17 protein-coding genes and 1 pseudogene are annotated in these 19904 nt (G+C 60.4%); 15 read left to right on the top strand and 3 right to left on the bottom strand.

The window, feature by feature from the left end:
* The first annotated feature begins 2 nt into the window (after positions 1–2).
* The 15 genes and pseudogenes from ACFQMF_RS15010 to tuf all read left to right on the top strand — a co-directional run bounded on the left by ACFQMF_RS15010 (position 3) and on the right by tuf (position 16602).
* Positions 3–1124: a hypothetical protein gene (locus tag ACFQMF_RS15010; protein ID WP_379792211.1), complete on the top strand. Its 1122-nt coding sequence runs from the start codon at positions 3–5 to the stop codon at positions 1122–1124.
* The gene (locus ACFQMF_RS15005; protein ID WP_379792237.1) at positions 1108–3342 is read left to right on the top strand and encodes a VirB4 family type IV secretion system protein; all 2235 of its coding nucleotides are present in this window, start codon (positions 1108–1110) and stop codon (positions 3340–3342) included. The genes ACFQMF_RS15010 and ACFQMF_RS15005 overlap by 17 nt, the downstream gene beginning before the upstream one ends.
* A complete protein-coding gene (locus ACFQMF_RS15000) occupies positions 3335–7159 on the top strand; it encodes an ATP-binding protein (RefSeq protein WP_379792209.1) in 3825 nt (1274 codons plus the stop codon). Before ACFQMF_RS15005 ends, ACFQMF_RS15000 begins: the two co-directional genes overlap by 8 nt.
* Positions 7156–8040, top strand: coding sequence for a bifunctional DNA primase/polymerase (locus tag ACFQMF_RS14995; protein WP_379792207.1), 885 nt, complete (start codon positions 7156–7158; stop codon positions 8038–8040). The genes ACFQMF_RS15000 and ACFQMF_RS14995 overlap by 4 nt, the downstream gene beginning before the upstream one ends.
* On the top strand, positions 8037–9560 hold the full coding sequence (locus tag ACFQMF_RS14990) for a primase-associated protein (protein ID WP_379792205.1): 1524 nt from the start codon (positions 8037–8039) through the stop codon (positions 9558–9560). The genes ACFQMF_RS14995 and ACFQMF_RS14990 overlap by 4 nt, the downstream gene beginning before the upstream one ends.
* 541 nt (positions 9561–10101) lie before the next feature.
* Positions 10102–10542 (top strand): hypothetical protein, encoded by a 441-nt coding sequence (locus tag ACFQMF_RS14985; protein WP_379792203.1) that lies wholly within the window; start codon positions 10102–10104, stop codon positions 10540–10542.
* A gap of 211 nt (positions 10543–10753) precedes the next feature.
* Positions 10754–11313: pseudogene (locus tag ACFQMF_RS14980) on the top strand (DUF8069 family protein).
* Between the two features lie 124 nt (positions 11314–11437).
* A complete protein-coding gene (locus ACFQMF_RS14975; RefSeq protein ID WP_379792201.1) occupies positions 11438–11836 on the top strand; it encodes a type II toxin-antitoxin system death-on-curing family toxin in 399 nt (132 codons plus the stop codon).
* A 33-nt stretch (positions 11837–11869) separates the two neighbouring features.
* Positions 11870–12040: a hypothetical protein gene (locus ACFQMF_RS14970; RefSeq protein WP_379792199.1), complete on the top strand. Its 171-nt coding sequence runs from the start codon at positions 11870–11872 to the stop codon at positions 12038–12040.
* Positions 12041–12098: 58 nt separating this feature from the next.
* A complete protein-coding gene (locus ACFQMF_RS16320; RefSeq protein ID WP_465261790.1) occupies positions 12099–12353 on the top strand; it encodes a DUF8150 family protein in 255 nt (84 codons plus the stop codon).
* Entirely contained in the window at positions 12350–12577 is a 228-nt protein-coding gene (locus ACFQMF_RS14965; RefSeq protein WP_379792197.1) for a hypothetical protein, read from the top strand. The genes ACFQMF_RS16320 and ACFQMF_RS14965 overlap by 4 nt, the downstream gene beginning before the upstream one ends.
* A gap of 191 nt (positions 12578–12768) precedes the next feature.
* Positions 12769–13344: a hypothetical protein gene (locus ACFQMF_RS14960; RefSeq protein WP_379792195.1), complete on the top strand. Its 576-nt coding sequence runs from the start codon at positions 12769–12771 to the stop codon at positions 13342–13344.
* A 370-nt stretch (positions 13345–13714) separates the two neighbouring features.
* Positions 13715–14494, top strand: a complete 780-nt coding sequence (locus ACFQMF_RS14955) for a hypothetical protein (RefSeq protein ID WP_379792193.1) — start codon at positions 13715–13717, stop codon at positions 14492–14494.
* A gap of 3 nt (positions 14495–14497) precedes the next feature.
* On the top strand, positions 14498–15040 hold the full coding sequence (locus ACFQMF_RS14950) for a hypothetical protein (RefSeq protein ID WP_379792191.1): 543 nt from the start codon (positions 14498–14500) through the stop codon (positions 15038–15040).
* A 2-nt stretch (positions 15041–15042) separates the two neighbouring features.
* A complete protein-coding gene (tuf, locus tag ACFQMF_RS14945; protein ID WP_379792189.1) occupies positions 15043–16602 on the top strand; it encodes a translation elongation factor EF-1 subunit alpha in 1560 nt (519 codons plus the stop codon).
* Between the two features lie 419 nt (positions 16603–17021).
* Here the strand turns inward: tuf and ACFQMF_RS14940 are convergent, their stop codons facing one another.
* The 3 genes from ACFQMF_RS14940 to ACFQMF_RS14930 form a co-directional block, all read right to left on the bottom strand.
* Positions 17022–18089 carry a dipeptide epimerase gene (locus tag ACFQMF_RS14940; protein ID WP_379792187.1) on the bottom strand — a complete coding sequence of 356 codons (1068 nt, stop codon included), beginning with the start codon at positions 18087–18089 and terminating at the stop codon, positions 17022–17024.
* Positions 18086–19168, bottom strand: coding sequence for a DUF1611 domain-containing protein (locus tag ACFQMF_RS14935; RefSeq protein WP_379792185.1), 1083 nt, complete (start codon positions 19166–19168; stop codon positions 18086–18088). Before ACFQMF_RS14935 ends, ACFQMF_RS14940 begins: the two co-directional genes overlap by 4 nt.
* Positions 19169–19253: 85 nt before the next feature.
* Positions 19254–19748, bottom strand: coding sequence for a hypothetical protein (locus ACFQMF_RS14930; RefSeq protein ID WP_379792183.1), 495 nt, complete (start codon positions 19746–19748; stop codon positions 19254–19256).
* Positions 19749–19904: the final 156 nt, after the last annotated feature.

The following is a 19904-nucleotide window of genomic DNA, read 5'->3' as shown; positions in this document are numbered from 1 at the left end:
ACATGTCCATCGACCAAGACGCAGCCGCACGGCGCATCATGGACCAGTTCGGTGAGGAGAGTCGCATCCCCTATCTCGACATCGAGGAAGGCGATGTTGGCGTCCTCATCGCCTTCCCGATCGTCGGCCTGTTCATCGCTGGCCTCACCGGCATCGAATCACTCGCCTTGCCGTTCGTCGCGGGTGGTTTCGGGTTCGGCCTCGCGATCGTCTACGTCTCACCTGACCACCTGAACGCGTGGACGTGGGCGAAAGACGTCTATCGCTACGTCAAGCGCCCCCAGATCACGTTCAGTGCCCCGGAGGAAGCCGACAGTAGCACCAACGAAACAGAGCGCAACGAGGGCGGGCTCGCGAACTACACACCGTTCAAGCCCGACGAGCGGACCCAAGACCTCACGAACATCGAGCGGGCGTGGCCGGGCGCTGGCGCGATTCAGCGCGCCGACGGCACGATGGAGGCGTTCATCGAGATCGATCCCGGCAACATGGACTTTGCGATGTCCGACGACTGGGCACAGCTCCAAGACGCCGGCGAGGAGTTCGCCAACAAGGAACTCGACTCGAAGCTCAAACTCCACGCCACGACCCGCTCGTTCCCGGTCGAACAGATTACGGCGACCATCGAAGACCGCCTGAACGACGAGGACGTCAAAGCAAATCCGATCTTCCGGGAACTCCTTGAGGAGTATCGAGAGACGCGGCCGAAGGAGATGCGCGAACGGGGCATCCAGCAGGTGCGGTACTACATCGGCGTCCAGGTCACCCCGCTGGAGGTCTACGACCGTTTCCGTGACGAGGGGACGCCGGCCGAGAAGCTGACGCAGTTCCCTATCATCGGGTTCCTATTCAACCCGTTCGTGACCCGCCGTGAGGACCTCACCGACGTCGAGCGCCGCGCCCAGATGTTCGAGAAGCTGGATAGCCGGGTCACCGACGTGCGGTCGGAGTTCATTCAGCAGGCCTCAGGCTGGTCCGCACGCCGGCTCAGCACGGTCGAACTCTTCGTGTTGAATATGGACTTCTGGAACGGCCCCGAACACGACTACGACGACGCAGAGCGCGTCGTTCGCGAACAACCGATCATTGGCCACTCGCGCCGGGAGGATGCCCACGATGCGTAACCTCGTCCTCCAGACGGGCAGCGGCGCCGTCGGCCAGCTCACGGAGTGGCTCGCAAATCCGACCTCAGCTGAAGGGGCGGCCCTCTACATCCTGCTCGCGGTACTGGTTGGGATCGCTGGGAAACTCCTCTGGGACTGGTACACCGAAGACGACGAGGAAGAGGTGGAGTTCTCGGATCTGCTCGACGAGGAGACCATCGAACAAGGAGAAGCCGAACGCCAGCTCCTCGACGATATAGCCGAGTCACACAAGACGGTGACCGCGCCGGCGGCGATTGAGTGGGAGACGCGCGCGGCACAGGTCGGCGAGCAGTGGACGACGACGCTGTACATCGCTGACTACCCGGACTACCCCAACGACGGCTACCTCTCCGAGCTCTTCGAGATGACGGACGTGCAGTTCGACCTGACGGCCCACATCACGCCGAAGAACCAGGAACGGGCACGGAACGAACTCCAGGATATCGCTGATGACCTCCAAGTGGACGCTGATCTTGAACAGAGCGTGCGGAGTGCCTACCTGCAGGAACGCGCCAACGAGGCCGCAGCGACGTACACGGCCGTCGAGAATGGCGCGAACGTCTTCGACCAGGGGATGTTCATCACGGTCAGAGCCGACGAGAAGGAGGACCTCCGCGATGCCGTCCAGAAGGTTAAGAGCGCGCTCCGTGACGACCCGGCGAACCTCACGCCGAAGACGGCGATCTGTCGCCAGGATCTCGCCCTCCAGTCCGCCGCGCCCATCGGCGACAACGAGTTCGGGCGGACGTCGATTGCGCTCGGCGGCGCCGTCGGCGCGCTGCTGTCCTCGCCGCACAACGCGACGATCCTCGAGGAAGGCGGCGTCGAGTTCGGCATCCACAAGGACAACCAGAGTCCCGTGGTCATCGACCCGTTCGCGCGGGACAACGGCTACGCAATGTTCACCGTCGGCGACACGGGGTCGGGGAAGTCGTTCAGTTCGAAGCAGAACTTCATTCGGTCGATCGAGCAGAGTAAGGACCGGATCGGCATCATCCTCGAGCCGTTGAACAACTGGGCGGGGGTCGCCGAAGCGCTCGACGCCAAACGCATCACGGTCGGCGGGACACTCGGGCTGAACCCCTTGGAGATCCGCGAGACGCCCGAGCACGTCCAGCGGGCGATGGGCGAGGACGCCAGCCCGTTCAACGAGAAACTCGACGACGCGATGAGCTTCCTCAGGAACTTCTTCGCGCTCCGCGGCATCTCGCTGGGCGACCGCCGGACGACGCTGGAACTCGGGCTCAAGCGGGCGTACAAGCGCAACGGGATCACCGACGACATCTCGACGCACGACAATCCGAGCCCGACGATTCAGGGGATGATGGACGTCTTCGAAGACATGGTTGACAACCCCGAGGAATTCGTCGTCCGGTCCGACGAGGAGGCCGGGAAGATCAAGGAGGACGCGACGTGGCTGCTCGATCAGCTCCGGCCCTTCGAGGACGACGGTCGACACGGCAACCTGGGCCAAGAATCTGACTTCGACATCCGGGACGAGAAGGTCATCTACCTTGATCTCGCCCAGCAGGAGGGCAGCGTCGACAGCAGCACGGCGCTGACGATGCAGCTGCTCATCTCGCTGGTGTACGAGCGGGCGAAAGTCTCGGAGAAGGAGGTCGTGTTCTACATCGACGAGGCACGCTACATTATGCAGGACGCCGCGAGCCTGGCGTTCCTTGAGACGGTCTTCCGCCACCACCGACACCACGACCTCTCGATCCGGCTGGTCACGCAGACCGTCGACGAGTTCTTTGAGCACGCCGAATCCGAGGCGATCCTGGATCAGTGTGCGGTCAAGCAGTTCCACCGCCTTGACGGGATGGACGAGGAGTGGGCCGACGAGTTCGGATTGAACTACGCGCAGATGCGGTTCGTTCAGGACGCCGTGCCCGGCAACGAGGACGCCGGCTTCTCCGAGGCCCTGGTGGGCGTCGACGGCGAGTGGCGCGGTATCCAGGTCAAAGCGATGCCCAAGGAGAAGCAGGTCATCGACTTCGACCCGACCTCACAGATCCGGTCCTCACTGCCCGGCGCCGGCGATGAGGCCGTCGATACCGAGATGGAGGAGTTTCAGGAAGAGCTCGAACACCGAGCAGCGAACGGAACGAACGAAACGAGCGAACTGAACGAGGAATCAGACGCCGTCGAAGCTGAGCCAGACGGCGGGACTACGGAGGACACCAACGATGGCTGAGTACCTGCGCGTCACACCGACATCCGAGGGGCTTGACCCGGAGAGTATCCCCCGAGTCCTCGACAGCCTCCACAAACTGACCACGCCCGGCTCGTCGGGCCTTGGGGCGAAGCTGAACCCACTCCATAGTGAGACACCACCCCGATTCGAGTTCCTCGCAATCAGTGATGGCCCGGACGACCCGGTAGAGTTCTTCTACGGTGCCGATGCCCATCTCGATACGCTTGAGAAGCGCCTCCGATCCATCTATCCGGCCACGTTCGACATCGAGCGCGTCGACGTCGACGTCGCCACCCGGCTCATTCAGCCAGTCGAGTTCACACCGCAGGAATTCGTCGACCACTACGAGGCAAGGCGGCTGCAGTACGAGTTTGGCCCGGCAGAACAGTACGACATCGTCGACGAGGAATCAGCGGACACCGAGTCAGCCGAAGCAGACCCCGTTGTCGACGGCGGTACGGCAACCACGAGAGTCCCCGATCATCACGTGACTGTCGGGGACTCAGCCCTTGAACTAGCCCCGCCCGATGCACTTCCAGACGACGAGGAAGAGCGACGGGCCATCGAGAAGCCGACGATGACACCGGCGGGAACGATTCTGGCTCGCCCGGCACAAGACGCTGTCTCGCCGCTCGGTGTCCGGTGGTGTGGCGCCGCGTCGCGGAAGCAGGACTGGATGACCTCGCTGACGCCGTTCACAGCAGAGGGAACGAACGGCAACCTCTCGTCCGTCGACGAACCGGGCGCGGCGCTGGCGTCGCTGATCGACCATCTGATGGAGGCGACAGCGCCGACCGCGTTCCAGGTCGTCTTCCAACGACGTGCCAGCTGGCAGTCAGACGCAGAGGTGCGGAAAGAGGACCTCGTCGACGGCCGGGATACGTTCTTCCAGGAAGTCGTCGGGTCGTTGCTCGAGGTCGAGGAGCAACGGAGCGACCAGGACGACCGGCAGCTCAGCGAGGCCGTCGAGAAGCGCATCGAGTCCATCGACGCGAAGAACGCCAAACGATCGTTCACGGTCAACATCCGGGCCGTCGGTGTCCCCACCGACGACACCCGCGACGAGCTCAATGGTCGGATGGACTCGCTCCTCCCCGTTTTCGACCCGCTCGATGGACCGTTCTACGAGGTCGAGGGACAACGCCTCCGGGACAGCGGCTTCCGTGAGAAGACGAAGGAGAAGAAGGCACGGGCCGCTCTCCAGCGCCTCCTCAATCGCGAGTTGACGACGGGCCGGGGAAAGACACGCCCCGAGCTGGTCCTCTGTGGGACGGAGCTCGCGAACTTCGTCCTCGTCCCCTCCTCCGAACAGTTGACCGTCGAAGGGACGCGGGGAACCAGAGCCGAACAGCAGAGTCGGAACCCGCTTCCGTGGCCGAATCCGGATCTGATCCAGCAGTTCCAGGACGGGATGGCCATCGGCTACGCGCTCGACGAAAACGGCGAGCCACGACCAGACCCCATCCGGATCCCGCCGGACCTGTTGCCGACGCATTACGGGCGGTTCGCGTCGACTGGTGGCGGGAAGTCGAAGGCCATCATCAACGACGCCCTCTCGCTCCGTGATACGACTGGTGGCCCCGTCGTCCTCGTCGACCCGAAGGGGGACGGGATGTGTGAGAACTACCTGCGCTGCCACTACGAGCGGTTCAGTGGCCTCGACGACGTCTACCACTTCCGCGTCCCGGAGACAATCCCCGCGTTCTCGTTCTTCGACATCCGGCCTGCGCTCGAGGCGGGTCGCAACCGAGAGGACGCGATTCAGGACAAGGTCGACCACTTCCACGACATCCTCCGGATGATTATGGGCCGCGAGCAGTACGGGCAGGCGTTCGTCGCGAACGAGATCCTCAGCTACCTGATCAAGGCGCTGTTCGACGAGGAGTACGGGAGCGACGTGTTCGGGCTGGACGACCTCTTCGCCGCCGCGCTCCGGATGCAGCGCGACCAGACGATTCCCCCGGTCTCGGCGGACAATCAAAACATCGAGGAATCGCTGACGCGTCACTTCGCGAAGGACAACCACCAGTTCCAGGTGTCGATGGACGCCGTCGGGAACCGCCTCGACAAGCTCAAAGAGGACGCGCATCTCCGGCGGATCTTCAGCCACGTCCCCGTGCAGAATGACGCCGGCGAGTACGTCGACAACCGCTTCGACTTTCGGGAGTTCCTCGATGAAGACGCCACCATCATCTTCGACCTCGGCGACCTTCGGCCGGAGGCCCAGCGAGCGATCACCCTACTACTGTTGAGCAACCTCTGGGACGCCGTCCAGGTGCGCCGGCGCGACGGCCAGACCGACTACGAGAAGCTCACGAACCTCATCATCGAGGAGGCGGCGCCGGTCGCGTCGACGACGCTCGTCTCCGAACAGCTCCTGCCGCAGGGCCGGTCGTTCGGCCTGAGTATGGGACTCGTGATGCAGTTCCCTGAACAGGTGCGGAACCGGAATGAGCGGGCCTACGATGAGGTGCTGAACAATATCAAGACGAAGCTCATCGGGAACATCTCGATCGAGCGCGACCTCGCGGAGTCGCTCGCGCACGAGGACCTCAGCCCCACCGAACTCCGCAACCGAATCAACACGCTCCCAAGTGGCGAGTGGATCGCGCAGCTCCCGAGTCCGTCGTTCGGGGAGACTGGTCCGCCGCCGTTTTCGTTGAAGCCGCTCCCGATTGCGCCGGGGCATCCAGAAAGCGACCAGCCGCTCACAGAGCCCCAGGAAGACCATTTCGAGTCCGTGTCCCGGCCACGGATGGTCGAGCGGACACAGGCCCAGTACGGGCTGACAGAGCCGACTGAGTCGGCCACTTCCCCAGAGGAGACTGGCTGGGGGAGTTCGGGGGCCGAAACGACGGGCTCGGCTGCCGACGGCGATGCAGCGACCGACCCGACGCAATCCGCGTTTATCAGCGAATCGACGGCCGCGGACGCATCGACATCGACCACACAGTCCGAGACGGATGAGGCCCCAGATGCAGACGGGGCAGCGATGAGCCCTCTGTTCGGGCAGGCCGCCGAGACGGACGAGGAAGCCGCTGCTGACCAAACACCGCAGGTGGAGAACGGGGCAACGCCCGTTCAGGAAAGCAGCGTGCCCGTCCCCGATGACGAACTCCGCCAACGCGGGCTCAGCCGTGACGACGTCCGATTCCTGAATCGGGTCCTCGATGTGATGAACCGAGCAGACGACGAGTACACGCTACTGGACAGGATGAGCCAGCTTCGGGACGAATACGACGATCTCCATACGGAGCGGCTCACGGAGCAGGACCTCCTAGAAGCGGACTCCGCGGCGGGGCGCAAGTACTACACCGTCCTCCCGGACGGTCGAGACCTCCTCGGGAGAGAATTGAAGGCGGGACCAGGAGCGGGCGATCTCGGCGAGAAAACGCCACACAAGGTTGGCGTCCGGCTGCTCGAGCTGTGGCTCCACCAGCAGGACGACGTTGGTCGCGTGGAACCGTACTACGAAACCGACGACGGCACCGTCCTAGACGTGGCCGGCTTCAACGAGGACGGCGATTTCGTCTGGGTCGGCGAAGCAGAGCTTGCGAGTAACAACCGGCACGCCCCGGTCGAGGATTACGACAAACTCAGCGCGGTGGATGCCGACGCGATCTGGGCCTTCAACAATCGCGAAACAGCGCTCGACGTCCTGGAGAGTCTTGCCGACGCCGATCGGATCGACGAGCGGGTCAGCGGGCGGGATGCACGGTCGTTCGTGACCATCAGAGACGCTGTCGACGAGTTCGATGCTGCGGGCCTGACCACCGTTCGGGGCTTCAAAAATCTCGATCAAGAACTCAGCCCATGACCTGGCGACAGGCGACCCGCGAGGAGCTTTACGCCTACTACGCCGAGGAGTTCCCCCGCTATCTGGATGACCTGCCGGAATTCATCACGGCGACCGGCCCAAAACAGTACGCCGTCGCCTTCCGCGAGTCCCACCCGGTACGTAAAGACGAAGTACCGGACAAGGACTTTATCCGGCGGGATACGTGGCAAACAGAAGCGTCGGGGGACCGAACGACACCCGAGTTCGACGACTTCGAGGACGTCGTCGAGTTCATTCGACACCCCGCTCGCAACGATCCGCTGGGGCGGAGCGAGTTCGCGCTTGCTGATCCGGAGCTGCTGGAGCACCCGGACCCACGGCCCGACGCCGTCTACTACGCGCTGGATCACTGGGAACGACCCTGGGTACTCCTCGTCGACATCGACGCGAAAGCGATCGCCCGAAAACGGGCGGACGAAATGGTCTCGGCGGCCGTCGACGATCGGGACGACGGTGCGCCCCTCGACGCTGCGGGGATCCTCGATGCCGCTCCCAAGGGATATCCGTACGCCTTCGAAGACATCGACCGCGCCATCGAGTACGGGTTCGAGGTGCGCGACATTTTCGAGGACGATTTCGACGCCGAGGAGACGATGGTCGTCTACAGCGGGCAGGGGGTCCACGTCTACCTGCTGGATACCGACCCGGCGCACCGATACGACGAGCAGAGTCGCGAGGTGTTGAACGACCTCCTCCTCGAGACGTACGACATCCCGATCGACCCCGTCGTGACGGCCGACCGCCGGCGTGTCGCTCGCCTGCCCTACTCGCTGCACGCCGACGTCTGTAGCATCGTTCAACCAATCGCGAGTCCGGCGTTCGACGTTCGGTCGGCGACGCCCGAGGTGTACGACCAATGAGTCCGAGTACCCCCACCGACGACGAGGACATGGCGTATCGGGTTGCGGCACTCCCGCTGGAGTACGGTGAGACCCGCATCAACCAGCTGTTTACGCGTGGCTACAATCGATACGTCGTCGACGGCGAGGACCAACCCGAAGACCTCGTGAACGATGTCGAGCGGTTCGGGACGGCAGCGTTCAAAGAGCAGGTTCGTGCCGACGCCGCCGAAGAGCCGTTCGTCGACGAGCCGGGGACGCTCGCCGTGCTCGCGACGCTGAGTGCGATCTGTGTGAAAGCACACCCAAAGTTCGAGCATGCGTCACCACGGAACATCCAGGTGCTCTACGACATTCGGGAGCTGTACGTCAACAATCTCGCCTCCCTCATTCGGGCCCACGGCGATGGGTCACTCCAGCAGGACATCGCCGACGTGCTGTACAGCAAGGCGCCCGGTGAGGATGGCCCACATCCGGGTCGGGTCTGTACGGGCATCACGGAGCTGCCGGAGTTCGGGGAGGGCCTCTACCTTGAAATCCCGATGGCCGCGGCGTCGCGCAAATGTCTCGTTCGGGAGGACGAGGCGTCGACGGGGGATGACGATGGCGGTGAGATACTGACGCGAGTGAAGGACAACAACCTGTACGTCCCGGTCGGTGATTTCGACAACAAGTATCGTGACTACGCTGAGCGGGCGTTCAAGAAGCTCTTGCGGGTGCAGGAAGATGGGCTCTCCGACGACCAGCTGACGTGGGTGACCACGAACGAGTTGGCAATTGCGGAGCGGATCGATCGCTTCCTTGAGACCGGCCATTACCAACGCCTCTGGCGGAACTGGGATCGTGGGGACCGGACAATCCGCATCCTCCGGCGGGCCCTGAGTGATGTGCCCGATGAGGTCGCGCAAAGAGGCGAGTCCCACACGGCGAAAGAGCTCTATCAAGCAATCGCGGCCTACAACCCGGAGGGTGAGAGGGAGTCCTCTGTGACAGACTGGATTTCGAGTCCAAGCAGTCTCGCGAAGACGCTGGCCGACCACGAGTCCCACTCGGCCGTCACGATCGACCGCGACGGGCGCGTCAATACGTACCGAATCGGACGAGCCGGAACCGGCGCCGAACAGATCGAGGTTCGGGAGATCGATGACCTCTTCGAACTCCCCTGTATGACGAATATGGAGGAGCGGCTACACGAGAAGAAGCCCGTCCGGAAGGACCTCTACAACTTCGCGCGGATGGTGATGTGGCTGCCGCAGTACCAAGATAGCAGCCTCGACGAGATCGTCGCGGATCTTAAGAACGTCTTCTCCCGGTGGCCATGGTACGACGAGCAGGAGACCGAGTACCAGGTTCGCTACGAGTTCTCGAACACCATCGACGGCGACACCCCGTTGCCGATGAACTGCGATAACGACGATCTGCAGCGCTACTGTATTGGCCAGGACCAATGTCCCTACTCTATCTGGGGCAGTCTCCCGTTTCCCGATGAGATGTACGAGCACGTTGAGGAGGAATCCGCTGGTCCTACTGAGCAATTCTGAATCATAGTCTTTCCTCAGATTGTCGAGAATTGTTTTGTAGATCAAAGACACCCCCTTCTGAATCCCTATCGAGCAATTTTCAGCGTCTAACACGGCCAGAATCGAGAGAATCGGAGGTGATCCACAATTCGAAGTGCTGAGACGGACAACCTTGAGGACCTCAGAATAGGTGAAGCAGTGACCCTTAAGAAGTCGGATGTCGCCGATATCAACTTTGTTACCCCGCCGTCGAACAATTTTGAAACCACAGGATTAATCCGGAACTCGTCGAGGTACTTTTTACGCTCTCAAATCTGTCCGACGAGGTTCTTCTGCAATTTGAGTCCGTTATTTCGCCTTGCATATCGCGGCTTTCGTCCAAAGAAAGAGGCGATATGCAATGTGCGAAGGCCGCCGGCTCTCTCAGGCCGAGGGGCCATCACAGGGGTAGCGGAACTACAGAAGTATCAGATTTAGCGCATAGGTTGACGGGGTGCGCTTCGGTGGGGTCTATCGCCCCCACGAGGGGGTGGCGGGGCGTATCACGCGCTCCTGATAGACGATGGCTTCGGACCAACGCAGCACGAGACGAGCAGCGCATCACGCAGGAATTACCCCCAACAGTCAGGCGCCGTGGGCGGACCTCGAGATGGCGGTTCCGACCGACCGGGATCACGCGTCGATCGTCGCCCTCGTGGAGTGTGCCCTCGTCGAGCTCACACACGAGGCCGTGGGCGGCGTCTTCGTCTCACGGCAGGTCGGGCGGTCGACGCGGACGCAGTACGTCGCCCGCGACGACGTCGGCGAACAGTTCCAGAAGCGGCACTTCGACGACCGGCTGGGCTGGCAGGAAACCAACATCTCTCGACGAGCCGTTCGCGACGAGCTCATCACCCAGCTCTTGCGGTCGGCGTCGACGGCGGCGGAACGATCAGGTGAAAGAGCAACCAGCAAGCCAAACACCTTCGTCGTGAAGCCAGTTCGAGAGCTCCGAACGCCGTAGCGGTGAGCCTTAACCAACATTCCCGGCCGATACCGACACGATGTTGGTTAACGGTGGAGCTGGATCCACTCTATTGCCCCCACCCTCCGCCCAACTCCTCAAATGAGTGTATCCTGGCGGCCGGGCGATCCGAGGAGGGACCGGATCTGGACGCTGTTTGTCGGTGCTAGGAGGCGTGCAGCGCGCAACAGCGTGCGCTGCGTGAGTCACGATGCTTAGTCCCGATCCGCACGACGACACGAGTCGCGACTACGAACAGTTCGAGAAAGAACAGCTCGCCCAGCTGTACGCGTACCTCGCCCGGGAGGGCGAGACGACCGTCCAGAACGTGATAGCCGACCTCAAACTCGCCCAGGGAACCGCCTACAGCTACGTCAACCGGCTCGTCGACGCCGGCGTTGTCGCCGTCACCGACGATGAGCAGCCGCGCAAGTATACCGCCCGTGAGATCGACCAGACTGTAACGACGACCGCGGGCGACCGTGAGTACACGATCACGCCGGCGCTGATCGACGCCGTCGGCCGCCGCGAGACGGACGCCGACATCGACACGTACATCGACCGCCACGGCGTCGCCGGACTCGCGACCGCGCTCACCTACGCGGTCGCCCGTAAACGCGGCGAGGTGACCCACCGGCTGATGGCGGAGAACCTCGAAATCTCCCCGCTAGCCGCGGAGATGATCCTCCAAGTGCTCCGGCCCGTCGTCCACAACACTACGATATCGAGAAAGCGGGCATATCGCTCGAGGATCTTGACATCAACGACTGACGCGATGATCGTTGACACCGCTAACAGGGACACCCGATAACTGGGCCACCTCACGCTGCCGACGATGAGTCCTGATCTCGACGGTTGAGAAACGGTTAACGGGCGACACGAGAAATTTGGGTGCGTGACTGACGATCTCGCGTATCCCTCTGTCGAACTTATTCTGGATCTCCACGAGCAGATTGTGGCAGAAGGCGACACCACGGAACCGGGAGTTCGGTCAGAAGACACGATCGGATCCGCGTTGCAGTATATCTCGGAGGGGTTCTTCGGGGAAGTACCGGAGACGATCCATGCCAAAGCGATTCACCTGATGCGACTGCTTGTTGCGGAGCATCCGTTCATCGACGGGAACAAACGAACAGCGCTCCGAACGGTGGTCGTTTTCTATATGCTGAATGGGTACACGTTCGACTACGGTGATGAGATTCGAGCCCTCTTGCACCGCTTCGCAACCGACGAGGCCGCGGTCGATACAGCGACTGCAGTCATCTACTTCCGGGCGTGTGCTCGTCGCAACTGATAAAGGGACATACAGAGTATGTATAACAGAACAATGGCGTCCAGCACCGATTCCTCGTCAGCGGTCGACGACAAAGTCCGCCAGCTCTACGAGCGGTATCAGGCGGCTGAGAGCGATGCCGAACGTCGCGAGATCGCCCTCAAGATGGGGAAGCTTGACGGACGCCGGCACGCGGAGATCTATACGGCACTCGAAGACGAGTGATTCGTTACGCTTACGCCGTTTTTACCATGGTTACCGACGGAGCAGCCAGTATACGTCAATGAGCTTGGAGAGGAGGATTACTATGCTGAACTCACAGGCGTTTGAGGACGATCATCGGCGGAACACGGAGCAACGGCGTGCGATGATCAAGCGATGGGCTGAGTACGTTCGGACCCACGACGACAGGGAGTGGTCACGCCAACAGAATCACCTTATCGACTCCCAGCTCCAGTCAGCTAACGACATGGCTGCGGCTGGCGACACAGATCCCGTTCGGTTTGCAGCCACTCGAGATCGGCTGCGCGACCGATGAGCGGGGGAGACCCACTTCTGAAGGCGATCGCAACTACGTACTACACTGCCGGGCTCGCTGGTGACCAGCTTACAGCCCTCGTTGGTGCCACGTCCGCGAGGCGACTCCGGCTCCTCAAAGCGGATCTCGGAGATGAACCACTCGATCTCGCGGCCCCCGCCGACAGCGACATCTACGAGCGTGACGTGACGACCGTCGACACTGGGGACGACGACGATTGCTGAGCGGTCCACGACTGCGAACGGTCGCCGCTGACTCCAGCGTCTTCGTCAGCCGCGAGTGCCCGTGTGGATGGAGCGGTCGGGTTCGCCGTGCTGGACCTGTTCCAGTACCGGCGCATCCTCTGTGATGCGGTCGTCACTCCGGAGGTTGTCGCTGAGCTCCACGATATCACGCAGTACCAAACATCCACGCCGTGGTTGCGAACAACGTCCTCGCGGCCCGCGACTCCTCCCGCGGGAGGTACGTGGGCCAGCTGCTCCGCGAATGTGGCCTGCCGTTCGAGGTTCGGTGCCCTCGCTCGACAAACCGAGACAGTCCAACACTACATACGGTCTACTATGTTGCCACGACGTCTGACCGCTTCGCACGGCTCCCCGACCCCGTCACCGTCTCATCCGAGGGACGTGCGGAGAGCTGGCTGAATCACCCGCGCGCTCTCGGCCAGTTTCTCGGGTATCCTACCGACGCGATCGACGCCTCCAAGGCAGACGCCTGTCGCCGACATGGTGAGTGGACCGACCCGATCCCGACAGCAGATATCGACCGCCACGTCAGGCCGCTAGTAGACCAGCTCTACGACGAGCCCCCACTGCCGAACGCGGCCACTCTCGACGCCGTCTTGCCGTATATGCCACCGCTACCCTCGTTCAGCGCCCCGGACGACCACCTGCGCCGCGCGGTCCGGTATCTCGAGGCGGGTGTGCGGGCCGAGCAGTACGGTATTCGAGTGCTTCCCGCTCTGCTTGCCGACCACCAGCGTTGCCGGTGAGTTCGCGCGAACCGTATCTGTAGATCTTCCACTCGGACTTCGGTCCAGCCGTCGAACTACCAGCCGGTCAAGCGCGTCGAGTCAGCGATAGGAGAAAGGGATCTCACCCCAGGTTGCCTGCCTCGTCGCCGGAGCGTTTTGTTGTAACGTTCGTTACGGCCCGCCCCGCTCGCCGCTGTCGCTCTCCGTGTCGCTTACGAGAGACGTTCCGTTCCGCCGCTCGTCTCGTTCGCTGTGTGCGTAGCCACGGCCTCTCGTAGCTGAAGAAGTCCACCTGCGTAATTATAGTGTTCTTTGGAGATCGGTCGCCAAGTTCGCCTTACAAGACTCATTTTGATTACCTTCGGGTGTACAACACTCGATACCCAAGATGGCTGGCCAGAATCAAATCTTAGTCGCGCTCGAATACGTGACATTCGGCTACCATCGAACCTTTTTCGAGGAACTCGTGCTTCCGACACTGGTTACACTCGTCCTCCTTCCCGGCGTCCGGAGTCAAGGTCTCCTGTTCGAAACTAATGTCTCTGTCTCCTTCGTCGCAGTCCCTCTCGTTGTTGTCCTGTGTCTGCTCCTGTACTGGGTCACTCAGAAAACCTACTCAGTCAAGTTTCACCAACTGCGGACACCCCTGATCTCAGCGATCGGCTATCTGATCGTCTCTGCTCCAATCCCGGTTTGCGGCTACACGCTCACGGTCGTTCTGTTTGACAGCAAACCCAGTCCGATTCAATCAATCGCCCCATCACTCTTGTTTTTCACTGGGATCTTCTCGGTGACCCTTATTGTGCGCCTGAACCAAACCCTTCTGAGCGAACGGTACGGGAAAAAAGAGGAGTTTTGTGAACAGCTGGACGAATTTTTGGGCGCTGTTGAACGTGCGCAGAGACGACACGAAAACGGCCGAACTCCAAGCGAAACGAAAACCATCCGGGAGCTGAATCGGGAGATCACCAACGCCGGCAATCAGCTTGTTTCGATACTCAGAGGCTGCCGTATTTCTGATGAACAAAGACTCCGAAGAGGCATTGCGGAATGGCTCGACGAGTTCGAATCAGGATCCCAACTCCAGAAGCGACAGTTAGTCGGCGGAGATGGGACCACTGACACTAGAATTTTGTACGTCGAACGAGTGCACGACGGTGTGTGTTGACTAATGGAGAGGTACGAATGCCAGGCGGATGCCGTCGATCACACGCAGTCTCTGCTCGTCTTTTCCGAGACAACGTCCGTTTTCGGAAAATCCTTCGAGTACATCCACCAGGAGATCATGTCCGGGTTCGAGCATCTCGATTTTTCACTCGAACTCCACACTGACGGCATAGAGCACGTACACGATCTCGAACTGCTGGTACCGAATAGCGTGCTTCTCATCCACTATTCGTGTATCATCGGTGACGATCCCTGTGAAACGCTCATCAACCGTCTCGAAGGACTAGCGTTCCCAAAAACGACGCTTATTATCATCGTCTACGACGACACTGCTTACGAGGTATCAGACACCCCAGAAGAAGCGATCGAAGAGACCGTCCCAACGGATGAGATTGGGCCAAATTGCCTCATCCATGATCACTGGAAAGCAGTCGTCGGCGCCTGTGAACTGTACGTGAAATCCCATAGCCACGAACTACACGGGGATGCAGCTCTCGACGCAATACTGACGTGGAACAATCAGGCATACGACCGGCTTTATAACTAGTAATGACCGCAACGAACTGGAACGCCCTCATTCAGGTTGGGGAAGAAGCCGGTCTGCGCGGCGAAGCTCTCGGAGATTATCTCCTAACTGTCTCAGAGCTCGTCGAAAAGGAACTTCCCGAGGCGAAGACGTTCGACACATTCGGTCGGGAGTACATCGAGTTCCTGAACGCACGGATTCTGTCTCATCCAGATGTCACCGATTACCTGCAGACAGACGACGGGAAACGATACAAGATTGCGATCGAAAACGAGGGAGAATCCTACCGAATCATCAAGACTGCGACGGCAGCCACTCACCCCAGCCGACGGCAAAACGTTGCGGTTATCGGTCACAGTGGGCATGGAAAGAGTTCACTCGTTGGACGGCTGCTCTTCGAAACAGGCGGCGTCCCCGAACACGTAATCGAGCAGCACCGCGAGAAAGCCGAAGAGAAGGGCAAGGGCGGCTTCGAGTTCGCCTACGTGATGGACAACCTCGCCGAGGAGCGCGAGCGCGGCGTCACCATCGACATCGCCCACCAAGAACTCAGCACTGACACGCACGACTTCACACTGATTGACTGTCCCGGTCACCGCGACTTCGTGAAGAACATGATAACTGGCGTTTCGAACGCCGATAATGCCCTCCTTGTCGTTGCTGCCGACGCTGGGGTGGAATCACAGACACAGGAGCACCTCTTTCTCGCACGAACCCTCGGTGTTTCTGAAATCCTCGTGGCTGTCAACAAGATGGATCAGGTGGGATATCGAAACGACCGGTACGAAGTGGTCTGTGAGGCCATTACTGATCTGCTGGCGCAGGTACAATTTTCGAGAAATGACGTGACGTTCGTCCCAGTGTCCGCACTCGACGGAGAGAACATCTCAACCGAGTCCGAACAGATGCCGTGGTACGATGGGAGTGCCTTACTGGACCTATTGGACGAACTCCCCGCTCCCAAACATCCGGTCGGTGCTTCGCTCCGTCTCCCCATCCAGGATGTCTACACGATTTCCGGAATCGGAACCGTTCCAGTTGGACGCATTGAAGCAGGGGTTCTGAGGAAAGGCGAGACCGTCTCATTCCAACCATCGGGGGCAAGCGGGGAGGTCAAAGTTATAGAAATGCACCACGAAGAGTGCGAGGAAGCGTATCCGGGGGATAATGTTGGATTCAACGTTCGCGGCATCGGGAAGGGTGACATCCAGCGGGGTGCTGTATGCGGCCCCGTCGACGATCCGCCCACAGTTGCCGAGACGTTCAGCGCGAGGATAACTGTCCACGATCATCCGGCGATAATCACGCCAGGCTACACCCCGATCTTCCACGTCCATACCGCGCAGGTAGCCTGTACAATTGAGTCGATCGATCAGCTTGAGAGTCCCAAATCGGGCGACATTGTAGCGGAGTCTCCGGATGCCATCGAAACTGGTGACGTAGCGCGTGTCACTGTCCGACCGCAGGAACCGTTAGTGGTAGAGTCTGTAGCCACGTATCCTAAGCTCGGTCGGTTTGCCATCCGAGATATGGGACAAACCATCGCAAGTGGTACGATCATCGACGTGACTGAACGGCTATAACAACCGACTATCGAGCGGGCTACTCACCTAACTCATCGGCAGAATTGTGGGACATCCTCCGGGTTAATACAATCAATAGAACCTACCAGAGACGCTACGCCGCAGGTGGTGGTCTGACCGCTGTCCCAGCCGGTATCAACGCAATCGAGCGCCTGGTTGCACTGTGGCTGAACCAAGCTGCCAAGCGTGATACTGAACGCGCTCGCTTCGGGCACGTTCGACCCTTCCGCCCTTAAAGTCGATAGCGCGCACCCAGGAGTTCTGCTTTGGGATCTCCCGGCTGAGTCGCGGGATTAATGTGCTGGATCCCGCTCGGACGTGGTCCATCCAAACGAACAAGTGGAACACCCACTCACCGGCGACATCACAGTCGGAGCGCTGTGGCTGGTTCACCAGCCTCCTCTAGTCACGCCCAGAGTCTATTGCTTGCCTCTCTCACTGCTTGGGGTCACGCCGTGACCTGGGCCTGAAATGTCGTGAATCGGACCCTCTGTGTCGACGAAATCAGACTCAAGCAGCCGGTTTCCATCCAGATCAATATAGTCGAACGATCCGATCCCGGCAACCACGTGGGCACTCGTATGGATGCCCACAGCACTTTCGAGCATACAGCCGACCATGAGCTCGAGGTCGGCCCCTTCGGCAATAGCCGCAATTTCGGCAGCGGCGAGAGGCCCGGATTTGCCGAGTTTGACGTTGATCACATCAGCAGCCGATTCACGGATAATTCGGATTGCGTCAGCGGGCGTGAAGACCGCTTCATCAGCCGCAATTGGGATATTCACCTGATTACGTGCCTGTGCGAGACCATCAATATCTGTCGCAGGGACAGGCTGTTCGATTAGTTCTAGGTCGATGCCGCTACTTGTTATCCGATTGGCAAACTGAGCGGTCTCTTTTGATGTCCACCCCTGGTTTGCATCTATCTTCAACACTGCCTCTGGAGCTGCCTCTGCAACAGCCTCGACCCGTTCAACATCAGTCGTCACATCGGTTCCCGTCTTGATTTTCAGGTGATCGTACCCACGTTCTGTTGCGGCCTTTGCCCGCTCCGCTGCAGTGTCAGCTGGAAGAATCGGAATCGTCAGGTCCGTCTTAACAGGTGTCGGTTGTCCACCAAACAGCGCCGACAGTGGAATCCCCTCCTCTCGGCAATACGCATCGAGGATGGCTGTCTCGACTGCAAACAGTGCCGATGCCATCCCGGGGAAGGTCTCGCGGATATTCCTGCTAAGCTGCCGGTACTCGCCGACAGAATGCCTCTTAACTAACTCCTTGCATTCGCGAGCGGTTTCAACAGCAACAGTCTGGGTCTCACCCGTCACAGGCGGGATTGGCGACCCTTCACCGAAGCCAGTAACTCCGGTTTCAGTTTCCACTGTCACAAGCAAGTTCGATGCTGCGTGCTGTGTCCCGAGTGAAATCTCGAACGGCTCCGTCAGCGCTAAGTCAAGCTGACGTGCTGAAAGGTCCGTAATCTCGCTCACTGATTGACCTCCTCAAGATCCACGGCTGCACCATCACGGAGGGTTTCCTGAACTGCTGAAAGCAGTTCGGACGCCCCGCCGTCGTGGTAAACGTTCGCCGCAGGTACCCCGTGGCGGTCGGCCTGTTCCTCTGGGTCTCCCCACGTCGAAAGGGCTGCCACACTCGCCTCAGACAGGTCGTTGATGAGCTGAATCTCTTTCTCGACGCCCTCTGTGTGGAATCGCTCGAAGTGCGTTCGAACCTCCCGTCCGGGTTCGTCTGCGAGAACAACTGCATCTGGCCACGCCCCATGAAGGATAGATAAGGTAACGCCAGAGTAGGCCCGGTGGCTGAGAGATGCCTGCCCCTCTACGAACACGAGGTCGTGATCGGCACCAACCGCGGAGACAAGATCCTCGACCACGCCAGCCGTAAAATCTGCAGGCACCCGATCTACGACGACGCCCTCGTGAGCGCCGACCATGATTCCGGTTTGGCCGGTTGCGACCCAGCCAGCATCTATTCCTGCTGCCTGAGCCGCGTGATACAACTCGAAGGTCGTTGTCCGCTTCCCAACTGCACAGTCGGTTCCAAGCGTAAGAACCACATCGGCGTCCACCTCGTCCACAGAGCCGTCGCCAACACGGAGCGTGTCGTCAGCTGGTGGCTTTCGGACATCAATCAGTCGGACATCATGCTGGTCGGCCAAGGCCTGCCAGTGGTCTTCTTCACCCAGAAAGACATGCAATCCGGAGACGACATCACAGCCAGCACGGATAGCGTCCTCAATATCGGCGACCCAGGCCTCCGGTAGATCGCCACCTGCTGGCGCCACACCGATGACGAGCGCCGCCGCCTCCGGGGCTTCATCCAAAGCTGCTTCAACGGACTCGACAATCGGGACCTCCGGTGCATCGGGATTTGCAAGCACATCCGCCGGCGTGCGTCCGGCAGTTTCAGTATCCACAATGGCTCGCGTATCAAACACTTCGCTGTGCATCACAACTCCGTTGGCAGTTTTGCCGCCTGTCTCGCCGAACTCCCCCTCTGCAAGGACGATGGCCGGCACCGGAACATCGAACGCATCTCGAAGGTTCATCGTAACCACGCATAAGTGAACAGCGTCCTAAACTGCACCCCCTTCCATGAGAGGCCAAAATCAGACGCTGTCCGTTCGAGTGAGCTTAGTCGTCTGACTGTGCAACCGCGGAGGAGCGACTCTCTGAACCGAAGAAGTCGGACCCCCAGCTGGGATTTTGAATCCGGAGCACCCCGACAGTGAGCAATGGGGCTGCGAACAGTGCGATGAAGAAGTACGCCATCGTCGTGTATCCTTGAGCGACGAGCGCAATAATACCAACACGTGAGAGCAGCAGGGCACCGACGAGAATACCGACTGCGAGGCCACCACTCTGGATTTTTGACAGTCCTTCGAGCCCCTCGAGCGGCCCAACAGCGACATCCTCGATATTCTCGTCAACGCGGTCAAGGAGGGCGTGAATGAGACCGACACTAGTCTCAACAAGTGTCCATCCCATCACGACACCGTAGAAGCCGATGAGCAGCGTCCCGCCGGCGCTCTCCAGCACCTGCAGCCAAGGGACTTCAGCACCCATCACCTGTTCAGATGGGTAGAACCCCATGAACGTGACATACGTAAGCGCGAACGGGAGAGTCATCATCGTTCCAGCGAGGATCCCTGAGACGACTGTCTCACGCCGATTTTCCTGATGATCCAGCGCAAAGAACACCGCCGGGAACACAACCAGATTATACGGCTGTGTTGAATCGCCATACAGCAGCGAGGTAGGCCACTAAATCAAAGGAGTTGAAGC

Origin of the sequence: Halorubrum rutilum (assembly GCF_042665015.1) — an archaeon.
Taxonomy (GTDB): domain Archaea; phylum Halobacteriota; class Halobacteria; order Halobacteriales; family Haloferacaceae; genus Halorubrum; species Halorubrum rutilum.
The sequence above is the reverse complement of the archived record's forward strand: the minus strand, read 5'-3'. Positions and strand labels throughout refer to the sequence as shown.